Genomic DNA, 20,236 nt, shown 5'->3' on the forward strand with positions numbered 1-20,236 from the left:
GGGATAAGCAAGGACGGTGTGATGGCTGCGCTCACTGGCGCCTCCCAGCCCGCAATTGGGCTGTATGACCCCGCGTACGAGCATGACGCGTGCGGAGTCGCCTTCGTGGCGACCCTGCGTGGAAAGGCTGGACGCGACATTGTCGATGCTGGCTTGACTGCTCTCAAGAACCTCGAACACCGCGGTGCCGTTGGTGCCGAGACTGAAACCGGTGATGGGGCGGGAATCCTGACACAGGTCCCCGACGCATTCCTGCGCGCCGTCGTCGACTTCGAGCTGCCCTCTGCAGGCGAGTTCGCTGTCGGGATTGCCTTTTTGACTCCCGGTGACGAGGCCTCCGAGGTCGCTGCTTTCCAGGCAGCTGCCGATGCTGAAGGCGTCACGGTCCTCGGATGGCGTGACGTTCCGGCTGTGGGCGACACCCTCGGGCCTTCGGCCCGCGCTGCTATGCCGACGTTCCGACAGGTCTTCTTGAGCGCAGACGGGCTCTCCGGCGTCGAACTCGACCGCCGTGCCTACCGTGTGCGCAAGCGCGCGGAGAGTGACGGCGGACCATTCTTCGCCTCGCTGTCGAGCCGCACGCTCACGTACAAGGGCATGCTGACGACGTATCAGCTCGAGCAGGTCTATCCCGACCTGAGCCACGAGCTGTACGCCTCAGAGATCGCACTGGTGCACTCGCGCTTTTCGACGAACACTTTCCCATCGTGGCCGCTAGCGCAGCCGCTCCGTGGCATCGCCCACAACGGTGAAATCAACACCGTGCAGGGCAACCGCAACTGGATGAGCGCCCGCGAGGGAACCCTCAAGTCAGAAATTCTGGGTAACCTCGCCGACCTCATGCCTGTGTGCACGCCGTCGGCCTCGGATACCGCGTCCTTCGACGAGGTACTCGAGTTGCTTCACTTGGGTGGCCGTTCGCTGCCGCACTCGGTGCTGATGATGATGCCGGAAGCCTGGCAGAACAACGATGAGATGGACCCCGCCCGCCGTGCCTTCTATGAGTACCACTCGGCACTCATGGAGCCGTGGGACGGTCCAGCAGCCCTGCACTTCACCGACGGCACCGTCATTGGCGCCACGCTCGACCGCAACGGGCTCCGTCCCGGTCGCTTCTGGGTGACCGACGACGGCCTCGTGGTCGCGGGCTCCGAGGCGGGCCTGCTCGACATCGACCCCGCCAAGGTTGTCCGCAAGGGTCGCCTGCAGCCAGGGCGCATGTTCCTCGTCGACACTGCGGCAGGCCGCATCGTCGAGGATGAAGAGATTAAGTCTCGCCTGGCGGCCGAACACCCCTACGAGCAGTGGGTACGTGACAACGCCGTACGCCTGTCAGAGGTACCCGACCGCGAGCACATCGTTCACTCGCAGGCCTCAGTGAAGCGTCGCCAGCGTGCGTTCGGCTACACCGAGGAAGAACTCAAGAAGCTCCTGATCCCTATGGCGGACAAGGCCATGGAACCGATCGGTGCCATGGGCTCGGATACGCCTATCGCGGTTCTGAGCGACCGGCCCCGACTGCTGTTTGATTACTTCACACAGATGTTCGCCCAGGTCACGAACCCGCCGCTGGACTCGATCCGTGAGGAGATTGTCACCGCTGTCGGCGGCGCGATCGGACCAGAGCCGAACCTGCTGGCCAGCACCTCGGACCACGCGCGCAAGATCATGCTCGAGTTCCCCGTGATCGACAACGACGAACTTGCAAAGATCCTGCACATCGACGCGGACCCGCGTCTGACCGGCATCTTCTCGTCGCGCAAGATTCGCGGCCTTTACCGGGTGCGCGACGGCGCTGAAGGCCTTGAGCGGCGCCTCGCCGACATCTTTGACGAGGTTGACCAGGCAATCAAGGAGGGCGTGTCATTCATCGTCCTGTCGGACCGTGACGGCGACCAGGACTTCGCTCCGATTCCGTCGCTCCTGCTGACCTCGGCCGTGCACCACCACCTGGTGCGCAACCACACCCGTACCCGTGCCTCGCTCATTGTTGAGGCCGGTGACGTGCGGGAAGTCCACCATGTCGCGCTCCTCGTGGGCTATGGATGTGCTGCGGTCAACCCGTATCTCGCCATGGAAACCGTTGAGGACTTGGTGGCCCGGGGATATTTGGGTGACCTCGAGCCGCAGGCAGCGGTCAAGAACCTCATTAAGGCGCTCGGTAAGGGCGTCCTGAAGATCATGTCGAAGATGGGCATCTCGACGATTCAGTCGTACCGCGGTGCTCAGGTATTCGAGGCCGTGGGACTGTCACGCGACTTCGTGAACCGACACTTTGTGGGCACGCCAAGCCAGATCGACGGCGCTGGAATCGACGTCATCGCCGAGGAGGTCGCACTGCGCCACGCGGATGCGTATCCGCCCTCGGGCGAACTGCCTGCTCACCGCCGCCTCAACACCGGTGGTGACTACCAGTGGCGTCGCGACGGCGAAGAGCACCTCTTCGATCCCGAAACCGTGTTCAAGCTTCAGCACGCCACGCGGACCGGCAAGTACGACGTGTTCCGTCAGTACACCGACCGTGTGGATGACCAGTCCAAGCGCCTCATGACGCTGCGCGGACTCTTCGAGTTCGCCTCGGACCGCGAGCCTCTCGCGATCGATGCGGTCGAGTCAGTCGAAGAGATCGTCAAGCGCTTCTCGACCGGCGCGATGTCCTACGGCTCGATCTCGGAAGAGGCGCACGAGACTCTCGCAATCGCTATGAACCGGCTCGGCGCTAAGTCGAACACGGGTGAAGGCGGCGAGTCCGTCGAGCGCTTGTACGACCCCGAGCGCCGCAGTGCCATCAAGCAGGTGGCATCTGGCCGCTTCGGAGTCACGAGCGAGTACCTCGTGAACGCCGATGACATTCAGATCAAGCTCGCGCAGGGTGCCAAGCCCGGCGAGGGTGGTCAGCTGCCCGGTTCCAAGGTCTACCCGTGGGTAGCGGAGACCCGTCACTCGACGCCTGGCGTTGGCCTGATCTCGCCGCCGCCGCACCACGACATTTACTCGATCGAGGACCTCAAGCAGCTCATCCACGATCTGAAGAACGCCAACCCTGAGGCCCGTATCCACACCAAGCTGGTGTCGGAGATCGGTGTCGGAACAATCGCGGCCGGTGTCGCGAAGTGCAAGTCCGACGTTGTGTTGATCTCGGGCCAGGATGGCGGAACGGGTGCAAGCCCACTGAACTCCCTCAAGCACGCAGGTGCACCGTGGGAGATCGGTCTGGCCGACACTCAGCAGACGTTGGTGCTCAACGACCTTCGTGACCGCATTGTGGTTCAGGTCGACGGCCAGATGAAGACCGGCCGCGACGTGATGATTGCTGCGCTCTTGGGAGCCGAGGAGTTCGGCTTCGCGACCGCACCGCTGGTGGTCGAAGGTTGCATCATGATGCGCGTGTGTCACCTCAACACCTGCCCGGTGGGCGTGGCTACTCAGAACCCTGAGCTGCGCGAACGCTTCACGGGTCAAGCGGACCACGTCGTGAACTTCTTCATGTTCATCGCACAGCAGGTCCGTGAGCTCCTTGCTCAGTTGGGCTTCAAGTCCATCGATGAGGCCGTGGGCCACGTCGAGGCGCTTGACACTCGCCAGGCGATTGATCACTGGAAGGCCAAGGGACTCGACCTCGCACCTGTGCTGGCGCGCCCCGAGCCCGGACGTGCGCTACGCAACTCGACCACGCAGGACCACTCGCTCGACGTCGCGCTTGACCGCGAACTCATCGCAGCATCGGCCCCCGCCTTGGAACGCGGCGAGAAGGTGGAACTCACCTTTGGTATTCGCAACGTGAACCGCACGGTGGGCACCATGCTCGGCAACGAGGTCACCAAGCGCTACCGCGGCGCTGGTCTGCCCGATGACACCATTGCGATCACGTTCAATGGCTCGGCTGGACAGTCGTTCGGCGCTTTCGTGCCGCGAGGCATCACGATGCGACTGCACGGTGACGCCAACGACTACGTCGGCAAGGGACTGTCGGGCGGCCGGATTGTCGTCCGCCCCGTGCGCGAGGCCATGCTCGACGATTCCAAGGACGTCATCGCTGGAAACGTGATCGGCTACGGCGCGACGTCGGGAGAGATCTTCCTGCGAGGCTTGGTCGGTGAGCGGTTCTTGGTCCGTAACTCTGGCGCGACTGCAGTCGTCGCCGGCGTGGGTGACCACGCGCTCGAATACATGACCGGCGGAACCGCTGTGATCCTCGGGCCCACCGGGCGTAACCTCGGAGCAGGAATGTCCGGCGGTACGGCCTACGTGCTCGACCTGAACTCCGAGCGCATCAATGCTCAGGCATTGGCGGCAGGGGAGCTCACGCTGAGCCCGCTCGACGCGGAGGACGAGGTTATAGTCCGCTCACTCATTGAGCGCCACGTCGAAGAGACCGGTTCGCCACGAGGCAAGGACCTTCTGGCGAAGTGGGATGAAAGCAAGGAGCGCTTCACCCGCGTGCTGCCCGCGCAGTACGCTCGGGTGCGTGAGGCGCTCGCCGAGATTGAGGCCTCCGGTGGCGACTTGCGCGCCCCCGGTGCCTGGGCCGAGTTCCTGGAGGTGACTGGTGGCTGACCCCCAAGGTTTTCTGAAGCACCGCGAGCGGGAGGTTCCCAAGAGCCGCCCGGTCCCGATTCGCCTGCTCGACTGGAAGGACGTCAAGGACGAACTGTCCAAGGACGAGCCGACCCTACGTCGTCAGGCAACTCGTTGCATGGATTGCGGAATTCCGTTCTGCCACCAGGGTTGCCCGCTGGGCAACATCATCCCTGAGTGGAACGATCTGGTCCGTCAGGGGCAGTGGGAAGACGCGATCGAGCGCCTTCACGCAACCAATAATTTCCCTGATTTCACCGGGCGCATTTGTCCTGCTCCGTGCGAGACTTCTTGTGTGCTTGGCATCAATCAGCCCGCAGTGACGATCAAGAACATCGAGGCCGAGATCATCGACCGCGCGTTCGCTGACGGCACTGTGACACCGCACATCCCGCAGCGCCAGACCGGCAAGACGGTCGCCGTCGTGGGATCCGGGCCTGCAGGGCTAGCCGCAGCGCAGCAGCTCACGCGCGCCGGGCACACTGTCCGCGTCTACGAGCGGGACGACCGTATCGGTGGTCTGATGCGTTACGGCGTTCCCGACTTCAAGCTCGAGAAGATCCACATCGATCGTCGCATCGAGCAGATGGAGGCCGAGGGCACGCGTTTCCGTACCGACGTAGAGATCGGCAAGGACATCACGTGGGAAGAACTGCGCGCCCGCTATGACTCGGTGCTCGTGGCGACCGGTTCGCCCAAGCCCCGCGACCTTCCGTTGCCGGGCCGAGACCTCGACGGCATCCACTACGCGATGCCGTACCTGCACCAGGGCAACCAGGCCGCTGCTGGTGAGACAGTCGAGAACCAGATCACAGCCGAGGGCAAGCACGTCATCGTGATCGGTGGCGGTGACACCGGCTCCGACTGCATCGGTACCGCGTTGCGCCAGAAGGCGGCCTCCGTCACGACGCTCGCGATCGGCAAGGAGTTGCCGCACGACCGTCCTGACACCGAGCCGTGGCCCACCGACCCTCGCGTGTTTGAAGTGTCGTCGAGCCACGAAGAGGGCGGCGAACGTCACTTCCTCGCCTCGACCGTTGAGTTCCTCGGAAATGAGGCGGGCCAGGTGCTTCGCTCCGGGTCGCCGAAACGCAGTACAACGCTGACGGGTCCCGTACCCCCAAGGCCGGCACCGAGCGGGACATTCCCGCGGATCTCGTGCTGATCGCCATGGGCTTCACCGGTCCCGAGACGGATGCGTTGAGTTCACAGGGCGGCGTTGCCGTCACCGACCGCGGGCGGATCGAGCGCGCGGACGATTTCCACACGTCGGTCGATGGTGTGTTTGTCGCTGGCGATGCCAGCCGCGGCGCTTCACTTGTCGTGTGGGCCATCGCGGAAGGCCGATCGGCTGCCGCGGCCATCGATCAGTACCTGACCGGCAGCACCGAGTTGCCGGCGCCCGTCACAGCCAGCACGGTAGCGCTCCGTGCGTAGAGAGACACGAGGAAGCTAGATGTCGCGAAAAGCAAAGATTGTCTGCACGATTGGGCCGGCCACCGCGCCGCTCGAGCGCATGCGTGAACTGGTCAATGCGGGCATGGACGTCGCCCGCATCAACCGTTCGCACGGCAGCACCGAAGAGCACGAGACGGTTTACAAGAACGTTCGTCAGGCAGCTGAGGAAGCTGGCCGCAACGTCGCCGTCCTCGTCGACCTGCAGGGTCCCAAGATCCGCCTTGAGAAGTTCGCCGATGGCCCCCACGACTTGGCGGTTGGTGACGTCTTCACGATCACCACGCGCGACGTCGAGGGTACCAAGGACGTCTGCGGCACGACCTTCAAGGGTCTGCCCGGAGACTGCTCCGCCGGTGACGTCCTCCTGATCGATGACGGCAAGGTTCGCCTTGAGGTGACTGAGGTCACCGACACGGACGTCGTCACCAAGGTTGTCGTTCCCGGCCCCGTCTCCAACAACAAGGGCATCAACCTGCCCGGTGTCGCTGTGTCCGTTCCCGCACTGTCGGAAAAGGACCAGGACGACCTGCGTTGGGGCCTGAAGATTGGCGCCGACTTCATCGCGCTGTCGTTCGTGCGTTCCGCGGCCGACTACGAGGACGTCGCACGCATCATGGCCGAAGAGGGCGTGACCGTTCCGGTCGTGGCCAAGGTTGAGAAGCCGCAGGCCGTGGACAACCTCGAAGAGATCGTGGACGCCTTCGACGGCATCATGGTCGCTCGTGGAGACCTCGGTGTTGAGCTTCCGCTCGAGGAGGTGCCGCTGGTTCAGAAGCGCGCCATCGAGTTGTGCCGTGCCAACGCCAAGCCCGTCATCGTCGCCACCCAGGTGCTCGAGTCCATGACTCACGCACCAGTTCCGACCCGCGCCGAGACCTCTGACTGCGCCAACGCCATCCTCGATGGAACCGACGCGGTCATGCTCTCCGGTGAAACCTCGGTGGGTGACTTCCCGATCGTGACGGTCGAGACCATGGCGCGCATCGTGCGCAACACGGAGGAGAAGGGCTACAGCCGTATCGCCCCGTTCCTCACCACGCCCAAGACCCGCGGTGGCGCGGTCACCCACGCGGCAGCAGAGATCGCCGACGTCTTGGATATCAAGTACATCGTGACGTTCACGCAGTCCGGTGACTCGGCAGTGCGCATGGCGCGTCTGCGCCCGTCGGTTCCCATGCTGGCCTTCACGCCGGAGGCCAAGACTCAGAAGCGCCTCGCGCTCAGCTGGGGAGTGGATGCCGAGCTCGTTGAGCGCGTCGACAGCACCGACGACATGGTGAACTTGGTCGACAAGTACCTCAAGGACAACGGCAAGGCCGTTGACGGCGAGTATGTCGTGGTGGTCTCTGGTTCGCCCGTGGGCGTCGCTGGTACAACCAACGCCATCTTCGTGCACAAGGTGGGCCAGGTCCGCGGCTAACTCCGCAACCCGCTTGAACGACGAGAGCCCCGCACCGGTTGGTGCGGGGCTCTCGTCGTGTGTAAGGGGGATAAACGACGTGGGGGAGGGCCGATGCCAGGGTCACCGTGGCATCGGCCCGTTACGTGAGTGCGGAAATCAGACGGAACACACCGTCGAGGAAGCGTGATCGCGCTGGCTCTTGCAGCCACTGGTCAAGGGTGAGTTCGCGGCTGGCTTCGCGGTACTTCGTCTCGATCTCGCGCATCTGGTTGACGAAGTCGTCGCCGCGGACCATGAGCGACATCTCAGCATTGAGGGTGAACGAGCGGATATCCATGTTGCTCGACCCGATCACAGCGAGGGTGTCGTCGATCGAGAAGTGCTTGGAGTGCAAGATGTACGGCGCGGGATAGAGGAAGATCCTCACGCCGGCGCGCAAAAGCGTCTCGTAGTACGACCGTTGCGCGTGGTAGACGGTGCCCTGATCGCCCACCTCAGAGACAAACAGTTGCACCTCGAGGCCCCGCTGGCAGGCCGTGGTGATCGCGTAGATCATCGCTTCGTTGGGCACAAAATACGGGCTCGTGAGGATGATGCGCTCGTTGGCGCCGTGAATGAGCGACAGGAACATACGGAGGTTGCTCTCCGTGTCGTACGCCGGCCCACTGGGCACCATCTGGCATTCGAGCGTGCCGCCGATGGGCTGTGGGACCTGCGACGCCGGAACTCGTTCTGTATCTGACAGGTCCTCGCCAGTCTCGAAGTACCAGTCGGAGAGGAAGACGGCATCGACCTGTGCGACGACCGGACCTTCGACTCTTGAGACAAGCTCGTGCCACATGAGGCCACGCTTGATGTTCTTCTCCGCGTTGTAGTCGCGCGAGATGAGGTTCTGTGACCCGACGAAGCCCACCTCACCGTCGACGACCACCAACTTGCGGTGGTTGCGGAGGTCCGGGCGCTGGTACTCGCCCTTGAACGGCCGCACGGGTAGCATCCAGGACCACTTGACACCAATCCTGTCGAGTTCCGCGAAGGTCTCCTTGGACTGCGGGATCCTGCGGGACGCGACGTAGTCTGCCAGGAAGCGGACGGTCACGCCTCGCTTGACCGCGCGCTCCATCGACTGGAAGAAGCCCCGCGTGGTGTCGTCCCAGGCCGCGATATAGAACTGGATGTGGACGTAGTCGCGCGCCTGATCGATCGCACTCGCCATGGCGTCGATCGAGCCCTGGTAGTCGTCGATGAGCTCCGCCGACGAATTGCCCACGACCGGAAGCGCGGTGAGTGACTCATTTTGTTGCGCGACGCGCTGGAGCCACCGCGGAGCGTCCACATCCGTGTGACCGTCAGACAGTTCGGCGATTCGCTTCGTCGCCGCTCTCTGTGCTTCGTGGCGCCGCTTGGGAAGGCGGAAGTTACCGATCAGGAGGTACAGCGCGAGCCCGATGAAGGGCGTCAGGAAGATCAGCAGGAGCCACGCCATCGCTGCGGTGGGCTTGCGGCCGCGCGGGATGTAGATCAGTGCGATGATGCTGATCGCGAGCTCGACGATCGCAAGGATCGGCCAGACCTGGAGCGCTGAGAAAAAGGCGGGCATGGGGTTCCTTCATGTGGGGCAGGGCCGATGCTGTGATCGCCGCGTGCCTCAGTCCGTCAGTCGTTCTCGTCGGCCTTGAGCGTGGTCCAGTCACGTGGGCCGTGCGTGGGCGTGGTGCGCTTGTAGGTGCCGCTGAACAGGGGAGAGGAGATGAGGAAGTCTGCCGTGGCCACGTTCGAGGCCATCGGAATGTTCCACACGCTTCCCAGGCGCAACAAGGCCTTCACGTCTGGATCGTGCGGCTGCGCCTGAAGTGGGTCCCAGAAGAACACCAACATGTCGATGCCGCCCTCGGCGATGCGGGCACCCACCTGCTGATCGCCGCCGATGGGGCCGGACAAGAACCGGGTGACTGGCAGCTCCAGCGCTTCCTCAAGCATCGAGCCTGTGGTGCCCGTGGCGTAAAGGTGGTGGCGAGAGAGCGAACCCTTGTTGAACGTTGCCCATTCAAGGAGTTCAGGCTTCTTGTTGTCGTGTGCGACAAGAGCGATGTGCTTCGCTCCCGCGATGGTCCGGGTCTGTTCGGTCACAGCATCCTCCAGGGACGAGAGCGTCTTCGCGCACGGCACGGGCGCCAAGGGCGCCGCGTGCCCCGAGTGGGATTCGAACCCACACTGGTACGGGTTTGAGCCGTATGCCTCTGCCGGTTGGGCTATCGGGGCCTTCGGAGACTAGGCTAGCGCCTGTGACGGATACGCAAGACACATCAGAGACCATTGCCGCGCCTGAGACGGCTGAAACTGCCGCGACCGAGGCGCCGGCGACCAAAAAGCGCCGTGCTGTCGTTGCGGAGGATGAAGCTCTCATCCGCATGGACATCGTGGAGACGCTCCGTGAGGGCGGCTACGACGTCGTTGGCGAGGGCGCCAACGGTGAAGAGGGCGTAGCGCTGGCCAAGGAGCACAAGCCCGACGTCGTCGTCATGGACATCAAGATGCCCGTGATGGATGGCATCACCGCCGCGGAGCAGATCGCTGCCGCGCGTGTTGCCCCCGTCGTGCTGCTCACCGCGTTCTCCCAGACAGAGTTGGTCGAGCGCGCGCGTGACGCGGGAGCCATGGCGTACGTCGTCAAGCCCTTCACTCCGGCAGACCTTCTGCCCGCGGTCGAGATTGCTGCGTCGCGCTTTGTGGAGATCCGCGCGCTCGAGTCGGAAATCGCCGACATCAATGAGCGCATGGACACCCGCAAGAAGGTTGAGCGCGCCAAGGGCCTGCTCATGGAAAAGATGAAGCTCAACGAGCCAGAGTCCTTCCGCTGGATTCAGAAAACGTCGATGGATCGCCGTTTGACGATGAAGGAAGTGGCAGAAGCCGTCATTGAGCAGATGTCAGGAAAGTAGTTTCCCCACTGCTACATGTCCGCATTGTCATGAATCTCGCGACAATATGTCCGGCACATCACGGAATTGTGATGCGGTTGTCCCCTACACGAAATCTAAGTTCGATAGCGTGAACTCATTGCTACCAGGGACGGTCCCTGGGGCTATGGGCTGACGAAGGCTGGTTCTTCGTCAGTTGTGGAGGGATACACCATGGCACGATGGAACACCATCGCGCGAGGTGGAGCCGTACTGGCTGCAGCCTCGCTCGCTCTCGCCGCCTGCTCGTCAGGTGACTCCGACGCTGATGCTTCGGCATCCGGCGGCGGCAGCTCCGAGGGCGGATCAACCGAAGCGCTCAAGATCGGCACCGTATTGCCGCTGACCGGTTCGCTGGCATTCCTTGGACCCCCCGAGGTCGCGGGAGTCGACCTCGCTGCGAATGAGATTAACGACGCCGGCGGCGTGCTGGGCAGCCCTGTGGAGATCATCCACGGTGACTCGTCCGACACGCAGCAGGCGAACATTGCTCCGCAGACGGCATCCGACCTCATCTCGGACGGCGTGTCCGCGATTGTCGGTGCTGCGTCGTCTGCAGTGACACTGAACTTCGTCGATGACGTTGTTGCAGCCGAGGTCGTGCAGGTGTCGCCTGCTAACACCGCGACTGCGCTGTCCGGCTACGACGACTTCTTCTTCCGTACCGCTCCGCCGGACTCGGTTCAGGGCAACGCGCTGGCCAACCTCATCCTTGATGACGGTCACACCAATGTTGGTCTGCTGGTCTTCAACGAGGACTACGGCACCGGCCTGCGCGACGTTGTGAAGGCCACGGTCGAAGAGGCTGGCGGTACCATCACGTACGGTAACCCCGGTGAAGAGTTCGACCCCGCTGCGACCAACTTCACCGCCGAGGTGGAGGCCGTCATGGCGACCGACCCCGAGGCCATCGTCGTGATCGCGTTCGATCAGACCAAGCAGATCGTTCCTGAACTGCTTTCGGCTGGCATGACCTCCGACATGCTCTACATGACGGACGGTAACACCGCTGACTACTCGGGTGACTTCGACCCGGGTGCCATCCAGGGTGCACAGGGAACCATCCCCGGTGCCCAGGCATCGGATGAGTTCGCTATGCGCCTCGAAGAGGCCTACGGCGAGCCCCTCGACTCGCTGGCATACGGTCCTGAGTCCTACGACGCAACCATGCTGATCGCGCTCGCCGCGGTTCACGCTGGTGCCACCGACGGTCCTTCGATCCAGGGCTCGATGGCTGCTGTCTCGGGTTCGACCGGCGGCACCGAGTGCACCGGATTCGAGGAGTGCGCTGGACTCCTTGAGGATGGCGAAGAGATCAACTACCAGGCAGTTTCTGGTGTTGGACCGTTCAACGAGTCCAACGACCCGTCGGCCGCATTCGTGGGTGTCTACGAATTCGACGAGAACAACACTCAGAGCTGGGTCTCTGAGGTCTTCGGTGAGGTTCCCGAGAGCTAAGCTCGCGACTCGCTGATAAGCATTAATGGAAGGGCCCCGGCTTCGGCCGGGGCCCTTCTTTGCGTCCCCTGCGCGATCTGGTGCACGGCAGGTCCGGCAGATTGCGTCGCCGTGAGGGGAGCGGTAGCTACGGGGCATTCTGCAGAGCCGCGACCATCAAGTCCCGTGGTGAACTTCCGACATCTGTGCGGTGACGGGGGAGTGCTGGCGAAGGCGTGGCCTCGTGGCCTCGTGGCAACTGGCACGGTTGGGGAGCCCCAGCGCATCCGTGGGACGTTCTCACCGGGCTCCGTGATGACGGATCCCAGCGCCTCAGGCAGCGTCATGCCTCGCTCCATCGCCACAGGCTGGGAGCGCTGCTCTACCGCCCCTCTGCGCGACAAAGCGTGCGTAGCGCTAGAGAGACGACTGAGGCCCGCCAGCGCAACGCTGACGGGCCTCAGAAGGTGAATCGGGGGAGTGCGGGACTTAAGCTCCCAGCGTTCCCAGATAGAGCTCGATGACCTTGGGGTCCTTGAGGAGTTCCTGACCCGTGGCGGTGTACGCCGTGGTTCCCTGGTCTAGGACGTACCCGCGGTCACAGATCTGCAGGCAGCGCCGTGCATTCTGCTCGACCATGATGACGGTGACTCCCGTCTTATTGATCTCGCGCGTGCGGACGAACGTCTCATCCTGACGGTCCGGTGACAACCCCGCAGACGGCTCATCGAGGAGTAGCACGCTGGGATTCATCATGAGTGCGCGGGCCATTGCGACCATCTGACGTTCACCACCAGAGAGGGATCCAGCGCGCTGATCCTTGCGCTCAATGAGCTTGGGAAAGAGCTCGCCAATGCGCCCCATCTGTTCTTTGAACATCTTGGGTCGCTGGTAGGCGCCCATTTCGAGGTTCTCCGCAACGGTCAACGAAGGGAACACATTATTGTTCTGCGGGACAAAGCCAATGCCACGCTTCACGAGATCGTCAGCGCGCTTATTGGTGATGTCTTCTTCGCCGAGTTTCACCGTTCCTGTGCGGATCGGAACCAGACCAAAGAGCGACTTCAGAAAGGTCGACTTACCGGCACCATTGGGGCCGATAATGCCGATGAGTTCGCCTTCGCGAACCTCCATCGAACAACCGTTCAGGATGTCGATACCGGGCAGGTAACCCGCGTAGAGGTCGTCAGCGTGGACGATGACAGGTGCGTCGCTCATGAGGCGTCCTCCGATAGGTCGGTGTCGTGGTGGGCTCCCAGGTATGCGTCCTGGACGGCCTTGTTCGCCATGACTGTGTTGGCGGGGCCTTCGGCAATGATCTTGCCTTCTGCCATCACCACAACCCAGTCCGCGATCCTGCGGACCATGTGCATATCGTGTTCAACGAACAGAACCGTCTTACCTTCGTCACGCAGCTCAACCACGTGCTCCAGCAGCGACTCGGTGAGGGCTGGGTTCACACCAGCCATCGGCTCGTCGAGCATGATCATCTCGGGATCGGACATGAGCGCGCGTGCCATCTCGAGAAGCTTGCGCTGACCACCGGAGAGTGAGCCCGCGTAGTCATCCTTCTTCTCGTACAGCTTGAAGCGCTTGAGGAGTACGTCAGCCTTTTCGGTGATGTCCTTCTCGCGTTGCTTCCACAAACCCGGCACGAGCGCCTGGAAGAACTTCTCTCCGCGCTGGTCAGCCGCGCCCAAGCGCATGTTCTCAATGACAGTCATGCGGTTGAGAGCCTTGGTCAACTGGAACGTACGGACCTTTCCGGCCCGTGCGATTTTTGCCGGCGAGGTGCCCACAAGCGAGTGGCCATTGAACTGCCATTCACCCGTCTGCGGCTTGTCGAACCCCGTCAAGAGGTTGAAGAAGGTCGACTTGCCTGCACCGTTGGGGCCGATCAACGCGGTGATCTGATTGCGCTGCACCTCGAAGTGTTCGACATCGACGGCCGTGAGTCCGCCGAAGTGGCGGTGCACGTGGTCGGCAATGACGATCGGGTCAGGCTTGGGTGCGCCCGGCTCGTGGGGAACATCTGCGAATGGATCAGTCATTGAAAGCCAACTCCCTCTTGTTACCGAGGATTCCTTGCGGTCGGAACACCACCAGGCACATCAGGGTGACACCCACGAGGACGAGCGAGAACGGCTCGAGCTCAACGGGCGACAGCACTGACGTCGGAATGAATGCAGACGACAGGCCCTTGACGATGACCAGCGCGCTCCAGAAGATCATGGAGCCGAGGATCGGGCCAAAGACAGTGGCCGCGCCACCGAGGAGCAGCAGTGTCCATAGCCAGAAGGTTGTGGGACGGCCCATTGAGTCCGGTTGGACCGAATTGCCTAGTGCCCACAAGATTCCGCCGAGCGCTCCGATCACGCCACCCAGAACCAGCGCCTGCATCTTGTACGCGTAGACGTTCTTGCCGAGCGATCGCACGGCATCCTCGTCTTCACGAATGCCCTTGAGCACTCGTCCCCAGGGGCTGCGCGCCAGCTGCCAGAACAGCAGGGCAAAGAGCAACACGATCACCCACGCGACGATGTGCAGCCACCAGCTCGACGACTTGGTGCCGTGGTTGGTCCAGAAGAGAATCGTGATGTTCTCATCCGGTAGCGGGCTGAGCTCTTCGAAGGTGAACTTGAAGTCGCTTCCGCGGATACCGGTTGATCCTCCGGTGAGCGCTTGAAGCGAGTTCGAGCGACCCAGGTAGCGAATGAGCTCCGCGGCGGAGATCGTCGCGATGGCGAGATAGTCGCCACGGAGTTTCAGAGTCGGCCAGCCAAGAAGCAGACCGAACGCGGCTGCAGCGAGGACACCGATCACGAGCGCCACGTAAATCGGGAGCCCGTTCTGTGTCGAGATTGCGTAGCCGTACATACCGAGCAACATGAAGCCGGCGTGGCCCATGTTGAGCAGTCCCGTGAGACCGAAGTGGAAGTTCAGACCAATAGCGGCCAATGCGAAGGCGGCTGTTGCGGGCGCAAACAGGGCCGTTACTGCATCGAGGAGAATATCCAACATGACTTAACCCACCCTTTCCGCTCGTCCGAGGATTCCTTGTGGTCTCACCAGCAGCACCAAGATCAGGATGGCGAGGGCCACCGCGTACTTGAGGTCGGTTCCGAGCCACAGGGTGGACATTTCGACAGCCACGCCAATGACCAGCGAGCCGACGAGTGCACCAAAGGCCTGGCCCAGACCGCCCAGGGTCACTGCCGCGAACATGAGGAGCAGCAAGCGCGCGCCCACGTCGAACGCGGCGGCGTTGTCGTAGATGGCAAGAAGAATTCCGCCGATGGCCGCAAGACCGGTGGCCATGATCCACACCAGGCGAATGACGCGTTCGACACGGATGCCGGAGGCCGATGCCAGGGCTGGGTTGTCGGACACTGCGCGAGTCGCGCGGCCGGTACGGGTCTTGAGGAGGAAGAACGCCACGGCTCCCAGGCAGATCACGGAGATCGAAACTGACCACAAAGTGGACTGCCCAACCTCGAACATGCCGAAGTCGATGCGGGTATCGATCGAGGTCGACAGGCGCTGGCGCTCAGCGCCAAACCACCACTGGATGAAGTTCAACAGGGCGAGAGACAGTCCGATCGACACGATCATCTGTTGCACGATCGAGACGCGGCGTCGGCGTAGCGGGGACCATAGGAAGCGGTCCTGGAGCCAACCAGTGCCGGCTGCGAGCACGATCGCGACGAGCGCCGACGGGATGAGTGGCCACCCGATCGTGAACTCCACTGGCACGAACGGGATCGACACCGTCTGCTGAGTAGTGAAGAAGAACGTCAGCAGAGCTCCGAGCGAGACCTGCTCGCCGTGGGCAAAGTTGCTGAGCCCGGTTGTTCCGTAAATGAGCGATAGGCCGACTGAGGCAAGAGCGAGCAGCAGTCCAAAGACAATGCCGTTCACAAATTGCTGCAGGTAGCGGTTGGTTTCAGTGGATCCGTCATCGGAGACGGCCTCTGCATGAATGGTGTTCGCCTGCGTGATCCCCGCTGTCGCGTCACTTGTCGCACCGGCCGCGTATGACGCGACCTCCGGCGTACTCGCGACCGCTGAGCTTCCTAGCGATCCGAGAAAAGTAACGGCGGCAGCAGCCACCACGAGGACGATCAGCGCACGGAGCACAACGCGCCGGTCGATTCTGTTCGTCAAGGCCCCTCCCAGGGTTTCGTTGTGCCGTACAACCTAACGGAGTGATGTTTCCGTCATGTGGCACGGCGCGGCCGAATCGCACAAGTCAATCGCGCCGTTGCGATTGTTTGTCCGGATTCGTCCGTAATGCCCACCGCATACGTGGCTGTCGTGCGTCCCAGGTGTAGAGGCTGGGCGACTCCGTACACGTGACCCGCTGATGCGGGGCGATGATGAGTGATGTTGAGGTCGACTCCGACGGCGATGCCGTCGGCTCCTGCATGGTGCATGGCGCCGATCGACGCCAAGGTCTCGGCGAGGGCGGCAGATGCGCCACCGTGGAGCAGGCCGTAGGGCTGGGTGTTGCCCGCGACCGGCATTGTGCCGGAGACTCGTTCGGCGGCTTCCTCGTCGATTGTGATGCCCAGCAGGGTGATGAGATTCGCCTCATCGCCGGGCAGCGAGGTGGCCGCGTCATTGTCGGTCATAGGAGATAGGTTGTCACAGTGAGCGACAACACCAGACCAACACTCTTGCTGATTGACGGATTGTCGATGGCTTTTCGAGCGTTCTTCGGGCTTCCCGTCGAGAACTTCGCGACCTCGACTGGCGTCCCAACGAACGCTGTCTATGGCTTTACGACCATGTTGGCGACTTTGATGCGCGAGCATGAGCCCACGCATGTGGCGGTGGCGTTTGACCTGCCAGGTGGCACATTCCGTACTGAACGACTCCCCAGTTACAAGGGGACGCGCGATGAGACCCCTCCGGACTTTGAGCCCCAAGTGCCACTCATCCGCGAGATGCTCGACGCGCTGCGGATCTCGGCAGTCGACAAACATCGTTATGAAGCTGATGACTTGCTAGCCACGTATGCGCGCATGGGTCGCGAAGCTGGCATGCGGGTCCTGGTGGTCTCCGGCGACCGCGACACCATCCAACTCGTGACCGAGGACGTCACGTTGCTGTATCCCCGCAAGGGAGTCTCGGACTTGGTGCACTTCACTCCCCAAGCAGTGGAAGAGAAGTACGCCGTCATTCCATCGCAGTATCCGGATTTGGCGGCTCTCGTAGGGGAGACCAGCGACAACCTTCCAGGTGTTCCCGGTGTGGGCCCCAAGACAGCTGCCAAATGGATCGGGCTGTACGGCGGTCTCGAGCAGATTCTTGAGCAGGCTGATGACCTTCCGGGTAAAGCCGGCCAGAGTTTGCGCGACCACCTCGACAACGTCAGGTTGAACCGTGAACTCAACCACCTCCTGACGGACCTTGAGGTCGTCGTCCCGCTCGAAGACCTCGAGTACCAGGGCGCGGACGCCGCCGCTGTCCATCAGGTCTGCGACGCACTCCAGTTCCGCACCTTGCGCGAGCGACTGATGCCGCTGGTGATCGGCGACTCCACGGACGACGCTCCCGACCAGCCTGACGAGGTTGATGTCGTGACAGAAGGCGCTGTCGATGCGATCGTTGGGCTCGCCGGCGAGGTCACGATCCATGTCGACGGCCGCACCGGCGAAGATGCGGACGCGTGGGCACTCGGTGTGAGCGTCGACGAACATGCCTGGGGCGTAGACCTCGCGGACCTGTCGACCAAGGACGAGAAGCGCTTGGCGACGTGGCTCGCCGACCCCGACGTTCGCGTGACGTGCCACAGCGCCAAGGACACGTGGCACGCATTGCAGTCCCGGGGATGGGAACTCAACGGGATTGTCGGTGACACGCAGATCGCGGCGTTCCTGGTGAACGCCGACCAGCGTGGCTTCGACCTCGAGGCCGTGCTTCAGCGTTACCTGGGTATCTCACCCGCGACCGGTGGCGGAGCCGGCGAACTCGACCTTGGGCTCGGTGACAGTGTTGCCATCCAAGCTGGCACCACAGCGGCACATGTCGCTGCGTTGGCGGCCGAGTTGATGGCAGAAGTCGACAGGCGTGGCATGACGCAGGTGTATCAAGAACTCGAGATTCCACTGATCGAGGTCTTGGCGCGCATGGAGCATTCCGGAATTGCCGTTGACGGCGACCGCATGGGCCATCGTCGCGACGCCGCCAGGGAGCGGGCCGATGCTGCGGCTGAGCAAGCATTTGCGGCTATCGATGGTCTTGAGGTCAACCTTGGGTCGCCTAAGCAGTTGCAAGAAGTGCTCTTCGAGCGCCTGGGTATGCCGAAGACCAAGAAGATCAAGACCGGTTACTCAACGGACGCATCGTCCCTTGCCGATCTACAGGCAAAGAACCCGCATCCGTTCCTCGAAGCGCTTTTGGCTCACCGCGACGCCACCAAACTGGGTCAGATCATCGAGACCTTGTCTGCAGCGGTTCGTTCGGACGGACGGATTCACACCACATTCAGTCAGGTTGTCGCGTCGACAGGGCGCCTCAGCTCGCGCGATCCCAACTTGCAGAACATTCCGATTCGCACCGAAGAGGGGCACCGAATCCGCGAGGCCTTTGTGGTCGGTGATGCCTTTGAAACGCTTTTGACTGCCGACTACAGCCAGATCGAGATGCGCATCATGGCCCATCTCAGTGGCGATGAAGGGTTGATCGAGGCTTTCCGTGCAGGAGAGGACCTGCACCGCTTCGTCGGTGCCCGGGTTTTTGGTGTCGAGCCTGACGATGTCACGGCGGAGATGCGCTCCAAAGTGAAGGCGATGAGTTACGGGCTGGCCTACGGCCTGTCCTCCTTCGGCCTGGCTCGCCAACTGGGAGTGCCGGTGGGAGAAGCCCAGCGGCTGATGGACGACTACTTCGCTCGCTTCGGCGGAGTACGTGACTATCTGCACCAGGTCGTCGAACAAGCTCGGCGCGACGGTTACACCGAAACGATCGCCGGGCGCCGCCGCTACTTCCCAGATCTGACATCGACAAACAGGCAGCGACGTGACATTGCGGAGCGCGCGGCGCTCAACGCCCCGATCCAGGGGAGCGCGGCCGACCTCATCAAGCGTGCAATGTTGGGCGTTGACCAGGCCATTCGGGACCAAAGTCTGCGGTCTAGGCAGCTCCTCCAGGTCCATGATGAACTCGTCGTTGAAGTTGCTCCCGGTGAATCTGAAGCCATGGAGCAGATTCTGCGCGAACAGATGCACGCCGCGGGTGAATTATCGGTGCCGCTTGACGTGAATGTCGGGTCGGGATCCGATTGGCGATCCGCCGGACACTAGGGTGAACATATGCGTATTGGAATTTTGACCGGCGGGGGAGACTGCCCCGGACTCAACGCAGCTATTCGAGCGGTGGTGAAGCGAGGAAGTTCCGAACACGGATGCTCGATCGTTGGCTTCCGCAACGGTTGGGAGGGTGTGATTGCCGGTGACGCCATCCCGTTGACCCGTGACGATGTCAGCGGAATCTTGGTCCACGGTGGCACCATGCTGGGCACCGCTCGGTGCCACCCGCACAAGGTCGACGGCGGCATGGAAGCGGTCAAGGACACCTTCGACAACGAAAAGCTCGACGGCTTCATCTGCATCGGCGGCGACGGCACGCTGAAGGCGGCCGGTAAGGTCTCGCAGAAACTGGGCGTACCCGTCATCGGAATCCCGAAGACCATCGATAACGACGTGGTCGGGACCGATGCCGCTATCGGCTTCGATACCGCCGTCTCCATCGCGACGGAGGCCATCGATCGCCTCCACTCCACGGCTGAATCGCACAACCGGGTCATGGTTGTCGAGGTGATGGGACGCCACAGCGGCTGGATTGCCGTGACGGCGGGCGTCGCCGGCGGCGCAGACATCATTCTGGCGCCAGAGGATCCTTTCGACATCGACAAGATCGCCAAGAAGATCCGCCACCGCCACCGCTACAAGGACTTCTCCATCGTTGCGGTCGCTGAGGGCGCTGTGCCCAAGGAGGGGTCGCGCTGGAACGCCGAGGACACTCTGGACGCCAAGGGGAATCCCATTGCGGGATCGATCGGCTCTGCAGTGACCCGAGCCATCGAGGAAGCGACCGGCTTTCCCACTCGTCTTACCGTGCTCGGGTATGTGCAACGCGGTGGCGTTCCGACGGCGGCCGATCGTTTGCTCGGTACCCGCATGGGAATCGCTGCCATTGACGGCATCGTCTCGGGGGAGACGGGCAAGTACACGGCGCTTCAGGGCGAGCACGTCGTGCTCGAACCTTTTGAGACCATGATGGGCAAGACCAAGTGGGTTCCTGAGGAGCTGTTCGCAGCCGCAAACGGCCTGTAGAGGTCCCCGGATATCGCGAAGGGGGCCAGCCACAATTCTGTGGCTGGCCCCCTTCGCGATGT

The 20,236-nt window shown here is 62.6% G+C and carries 13 protein-coding genes, 1 tRNA gene and 1 pseudogene; 7 read left to right on the plus strand and 8 right to left on the minus strand.

Going from position 1 to position 20,236, the window contains the following annotated elements:
- Window positions 1-21 precede the first annotated feature (21 nt).
- The 3 genes and pseudogenes from gltB (at window position 22) to pyk (ending at window position 7,456) form a co-directional block, all read left to right on the plus strand.
- Window positions 22-4,557 (plus strand): glutamate synthase large subunit, encoded by a 4,536-nt coding sequence (gene gltB, locus AOP74_RS08865; protein WP_061962035.1) that lies wholly within the window; start codon window positions 22-24, stop codon window positions 4,555-4,557.
- A pseudogene (locus AOP74_RS08870) lies at window positions 4,550-6,015 on the plus strand (glutamate synthase subunit beta). Before gltB ends, AOP74_RS08870 begins: the two are co-directional and overlap by 8 nt.
- Before the next feature lie 19 nt (window positions 6,016-6,034).
- A complete protein-coding gene (gene pyk / locus AOP74_RS08875) occupies window positions 6,035-7,456 on the plus strand; it encodes a pyruvate kinase (RefSeq protein ID WP_061962036.1) in 1,422 nt (473 codons plus the stop codon).
- A 121-nt stretch (window positions 7,457-7,577) separates the two neighbouring features.
- On the opposite strand, the gene cls is transcribed toward pyk, so the two are convergent.
- The 3 genes from cls to AOP74_RS08890 form a co-directional block, all read right to left on the minus strand.
- Window positions 7,578-9,038 carry a cardiolipin synthase gene (gene cls, locus AOP74_RS08880; protein ID WP_061962037.1) on the minus strand — a complete coding sequence of 487 codons (1,461 nt, stop codon included), beginning with the start codon at window positions 9,036-9,038 and terminating at the stop codon, window positions 7,578-7,580.
- A 56-nt stretch (window positions 9,039-9,094) separates the two neighbouring features.
- Window positions 9,095-9,568: a methylglyoxal synthase gene (locus AOP74_RS08885; protein ID WP_061962038.1), complete on the minus strand. Its 474-nt coding sequence runs from the start codon at window positions 9,566-9,568 to the stop codon at window positions 9,095-9,097.
- 58 nt (window positions 9,569-9,626) lie between these two features.
- Window positions 9,627-9,700 (minus strand) — tRNA-Leu (locus AOP74_RS08890).
- Here AOP74_RS08890 and AOP74_RS08895 point away from each other — a divergent pair.
- Entirely contained in the window at window positions 9,673-10,380 is a 708-nt protein-coding gene (locus tag AOP74_RS08895) for an ANTAR domain-containing response regulator (protein WP_082096219.1), read from the plus strand. The genes AOP74_RS08890 and AOP74_RS08895 overlap by 28 nt on opposite strands.
- A gap of 192 nt (window positions 10,381-10,572) precedes the next feature.
- Complete coding sequence (locus tag AOP74_RS08900; RefSeq protein WP_061962040.1) at window positions 10,573-11,856, plus strand: ABC transporter substrate-binding protein; 1,284 nt, start codon at window positions 10,573-10,575, stop codon at window positions 11,854-11,856.
- 468 nt (window positions 11,857-12,324) lie between these two features.
- Here the strand turns inward: AOP74_RS08900 and AOP74_RS08905 are convergent, their stop codons facing one another.
- Genes AOP74_RS08905 through AOP74_RS08925 form a run of 5 tightly spaced genes read right to left on the minus strand, consistent with a single transcriptional unit; the run spans window position 12,325 to window position 16,466 of the window.
- Window positions 12,325-13,053, minus strand: a complete 729-nt coding sequence (locus AOP74_RS08905; RefSeq protein ID WP_061962041.1) for an ABC transporter ATP-binding protein — start codon at window positions 13,051-13,053, stop codon at window positions 12,325-12,327.
- Window positions 13,050-13,886: an ABC transporter ATP-binding protein gene (locus tag AOP74_RS08910; RefSeq protein WP_061962042.1), complete on the minus strand. Its 837-nt coding sequence runs from the start codon at window positions 13,884-13,886 to the stop codon at window positions 13,050-13,052. The genes AOP74_RS08905 and AOP74_RS08910 overlap by 4 nt, the downstream gene beginning before the upstream one ends.
- Window positions 13,879-14,856, minus strand: coding sequence for a branched-chain amino acid ABC transporter permease (locus AOP74_RS08915; protein ID WP_152649256.1), 978 nt, complete (start codon window positions 14,854-14,856; stop codon window positions 13,879-13,881). Before AOP74_RS08915 ends, AOP74_RS08910 begins: the two co-directional genes overlap by 8 nt.
- Window positions 14,857-14,859: 3 nt before the next feature.
- Window positions 14,860-15,999, minus strand: coding sequence for a branched-chain amino acid ABC transporter permease (locus tag AOP74_RS08920; protein ID WP_061962043.1), 1,140 nt, complete (start codon window positions 15,997-15,999; stop codon window positions 14,860-14,862).
- A gap of 53 nt (window positions 16,000-16,052) precedes the next feature.
- Window positions 16,053-16,466, minus strand: a complete 414-nt coding sequence (locus AOP74_RS08925) for a PaaI family thioesterase (RefSeq protein WP_061962044.1) — start codon at window positions 16,464-16,466, stop codon at window positions 16,053-16,055.
- An 18-nt stretch (window positions 16,467-16,484) separates the two neighbouring features.
- Between AOP74_RS08925 and polA the strand changes: the two genes are divergently transcribed.
- Both polA and AOP74_RS08935 read left to right on the plus strand, forming a co-directional pair.
- Window positions 16,485-19,142, plus strand: a complete 2,658-nt coding sequence (polA, locus tag AOP74_RS08930; RefSeq protein ID WP_269078716.1) for a DNA polymerase I — start codon at window positions 16,485-16,487, stop codon at window positions 19,140-19,142.
- Window positions 19,143-19,151: 9 nt separating this feature from the next.
- Entirely contained in the window at window positions 19,152-20,174 is a 1,023-nt protein-coding gene (locus tag AOP74_RS08935; protein ID WP_061962045.1) for a 6-phosphofructokinase, read from the plus strand.
- The last annotated feature ends 62 nt before the right edge of the window (window positions 20,175-20,236 follow it).

It is taken from the genome of Demequina flava (assembly GCF_000975035.1).
In the GTDB taxonomy this organism is placed as follows: domain Bacteria; phylum Actinomycetota; class Actinomycetes; order Actinomycetales; family Demequinaceae; genus Demequina; species Demequina flava.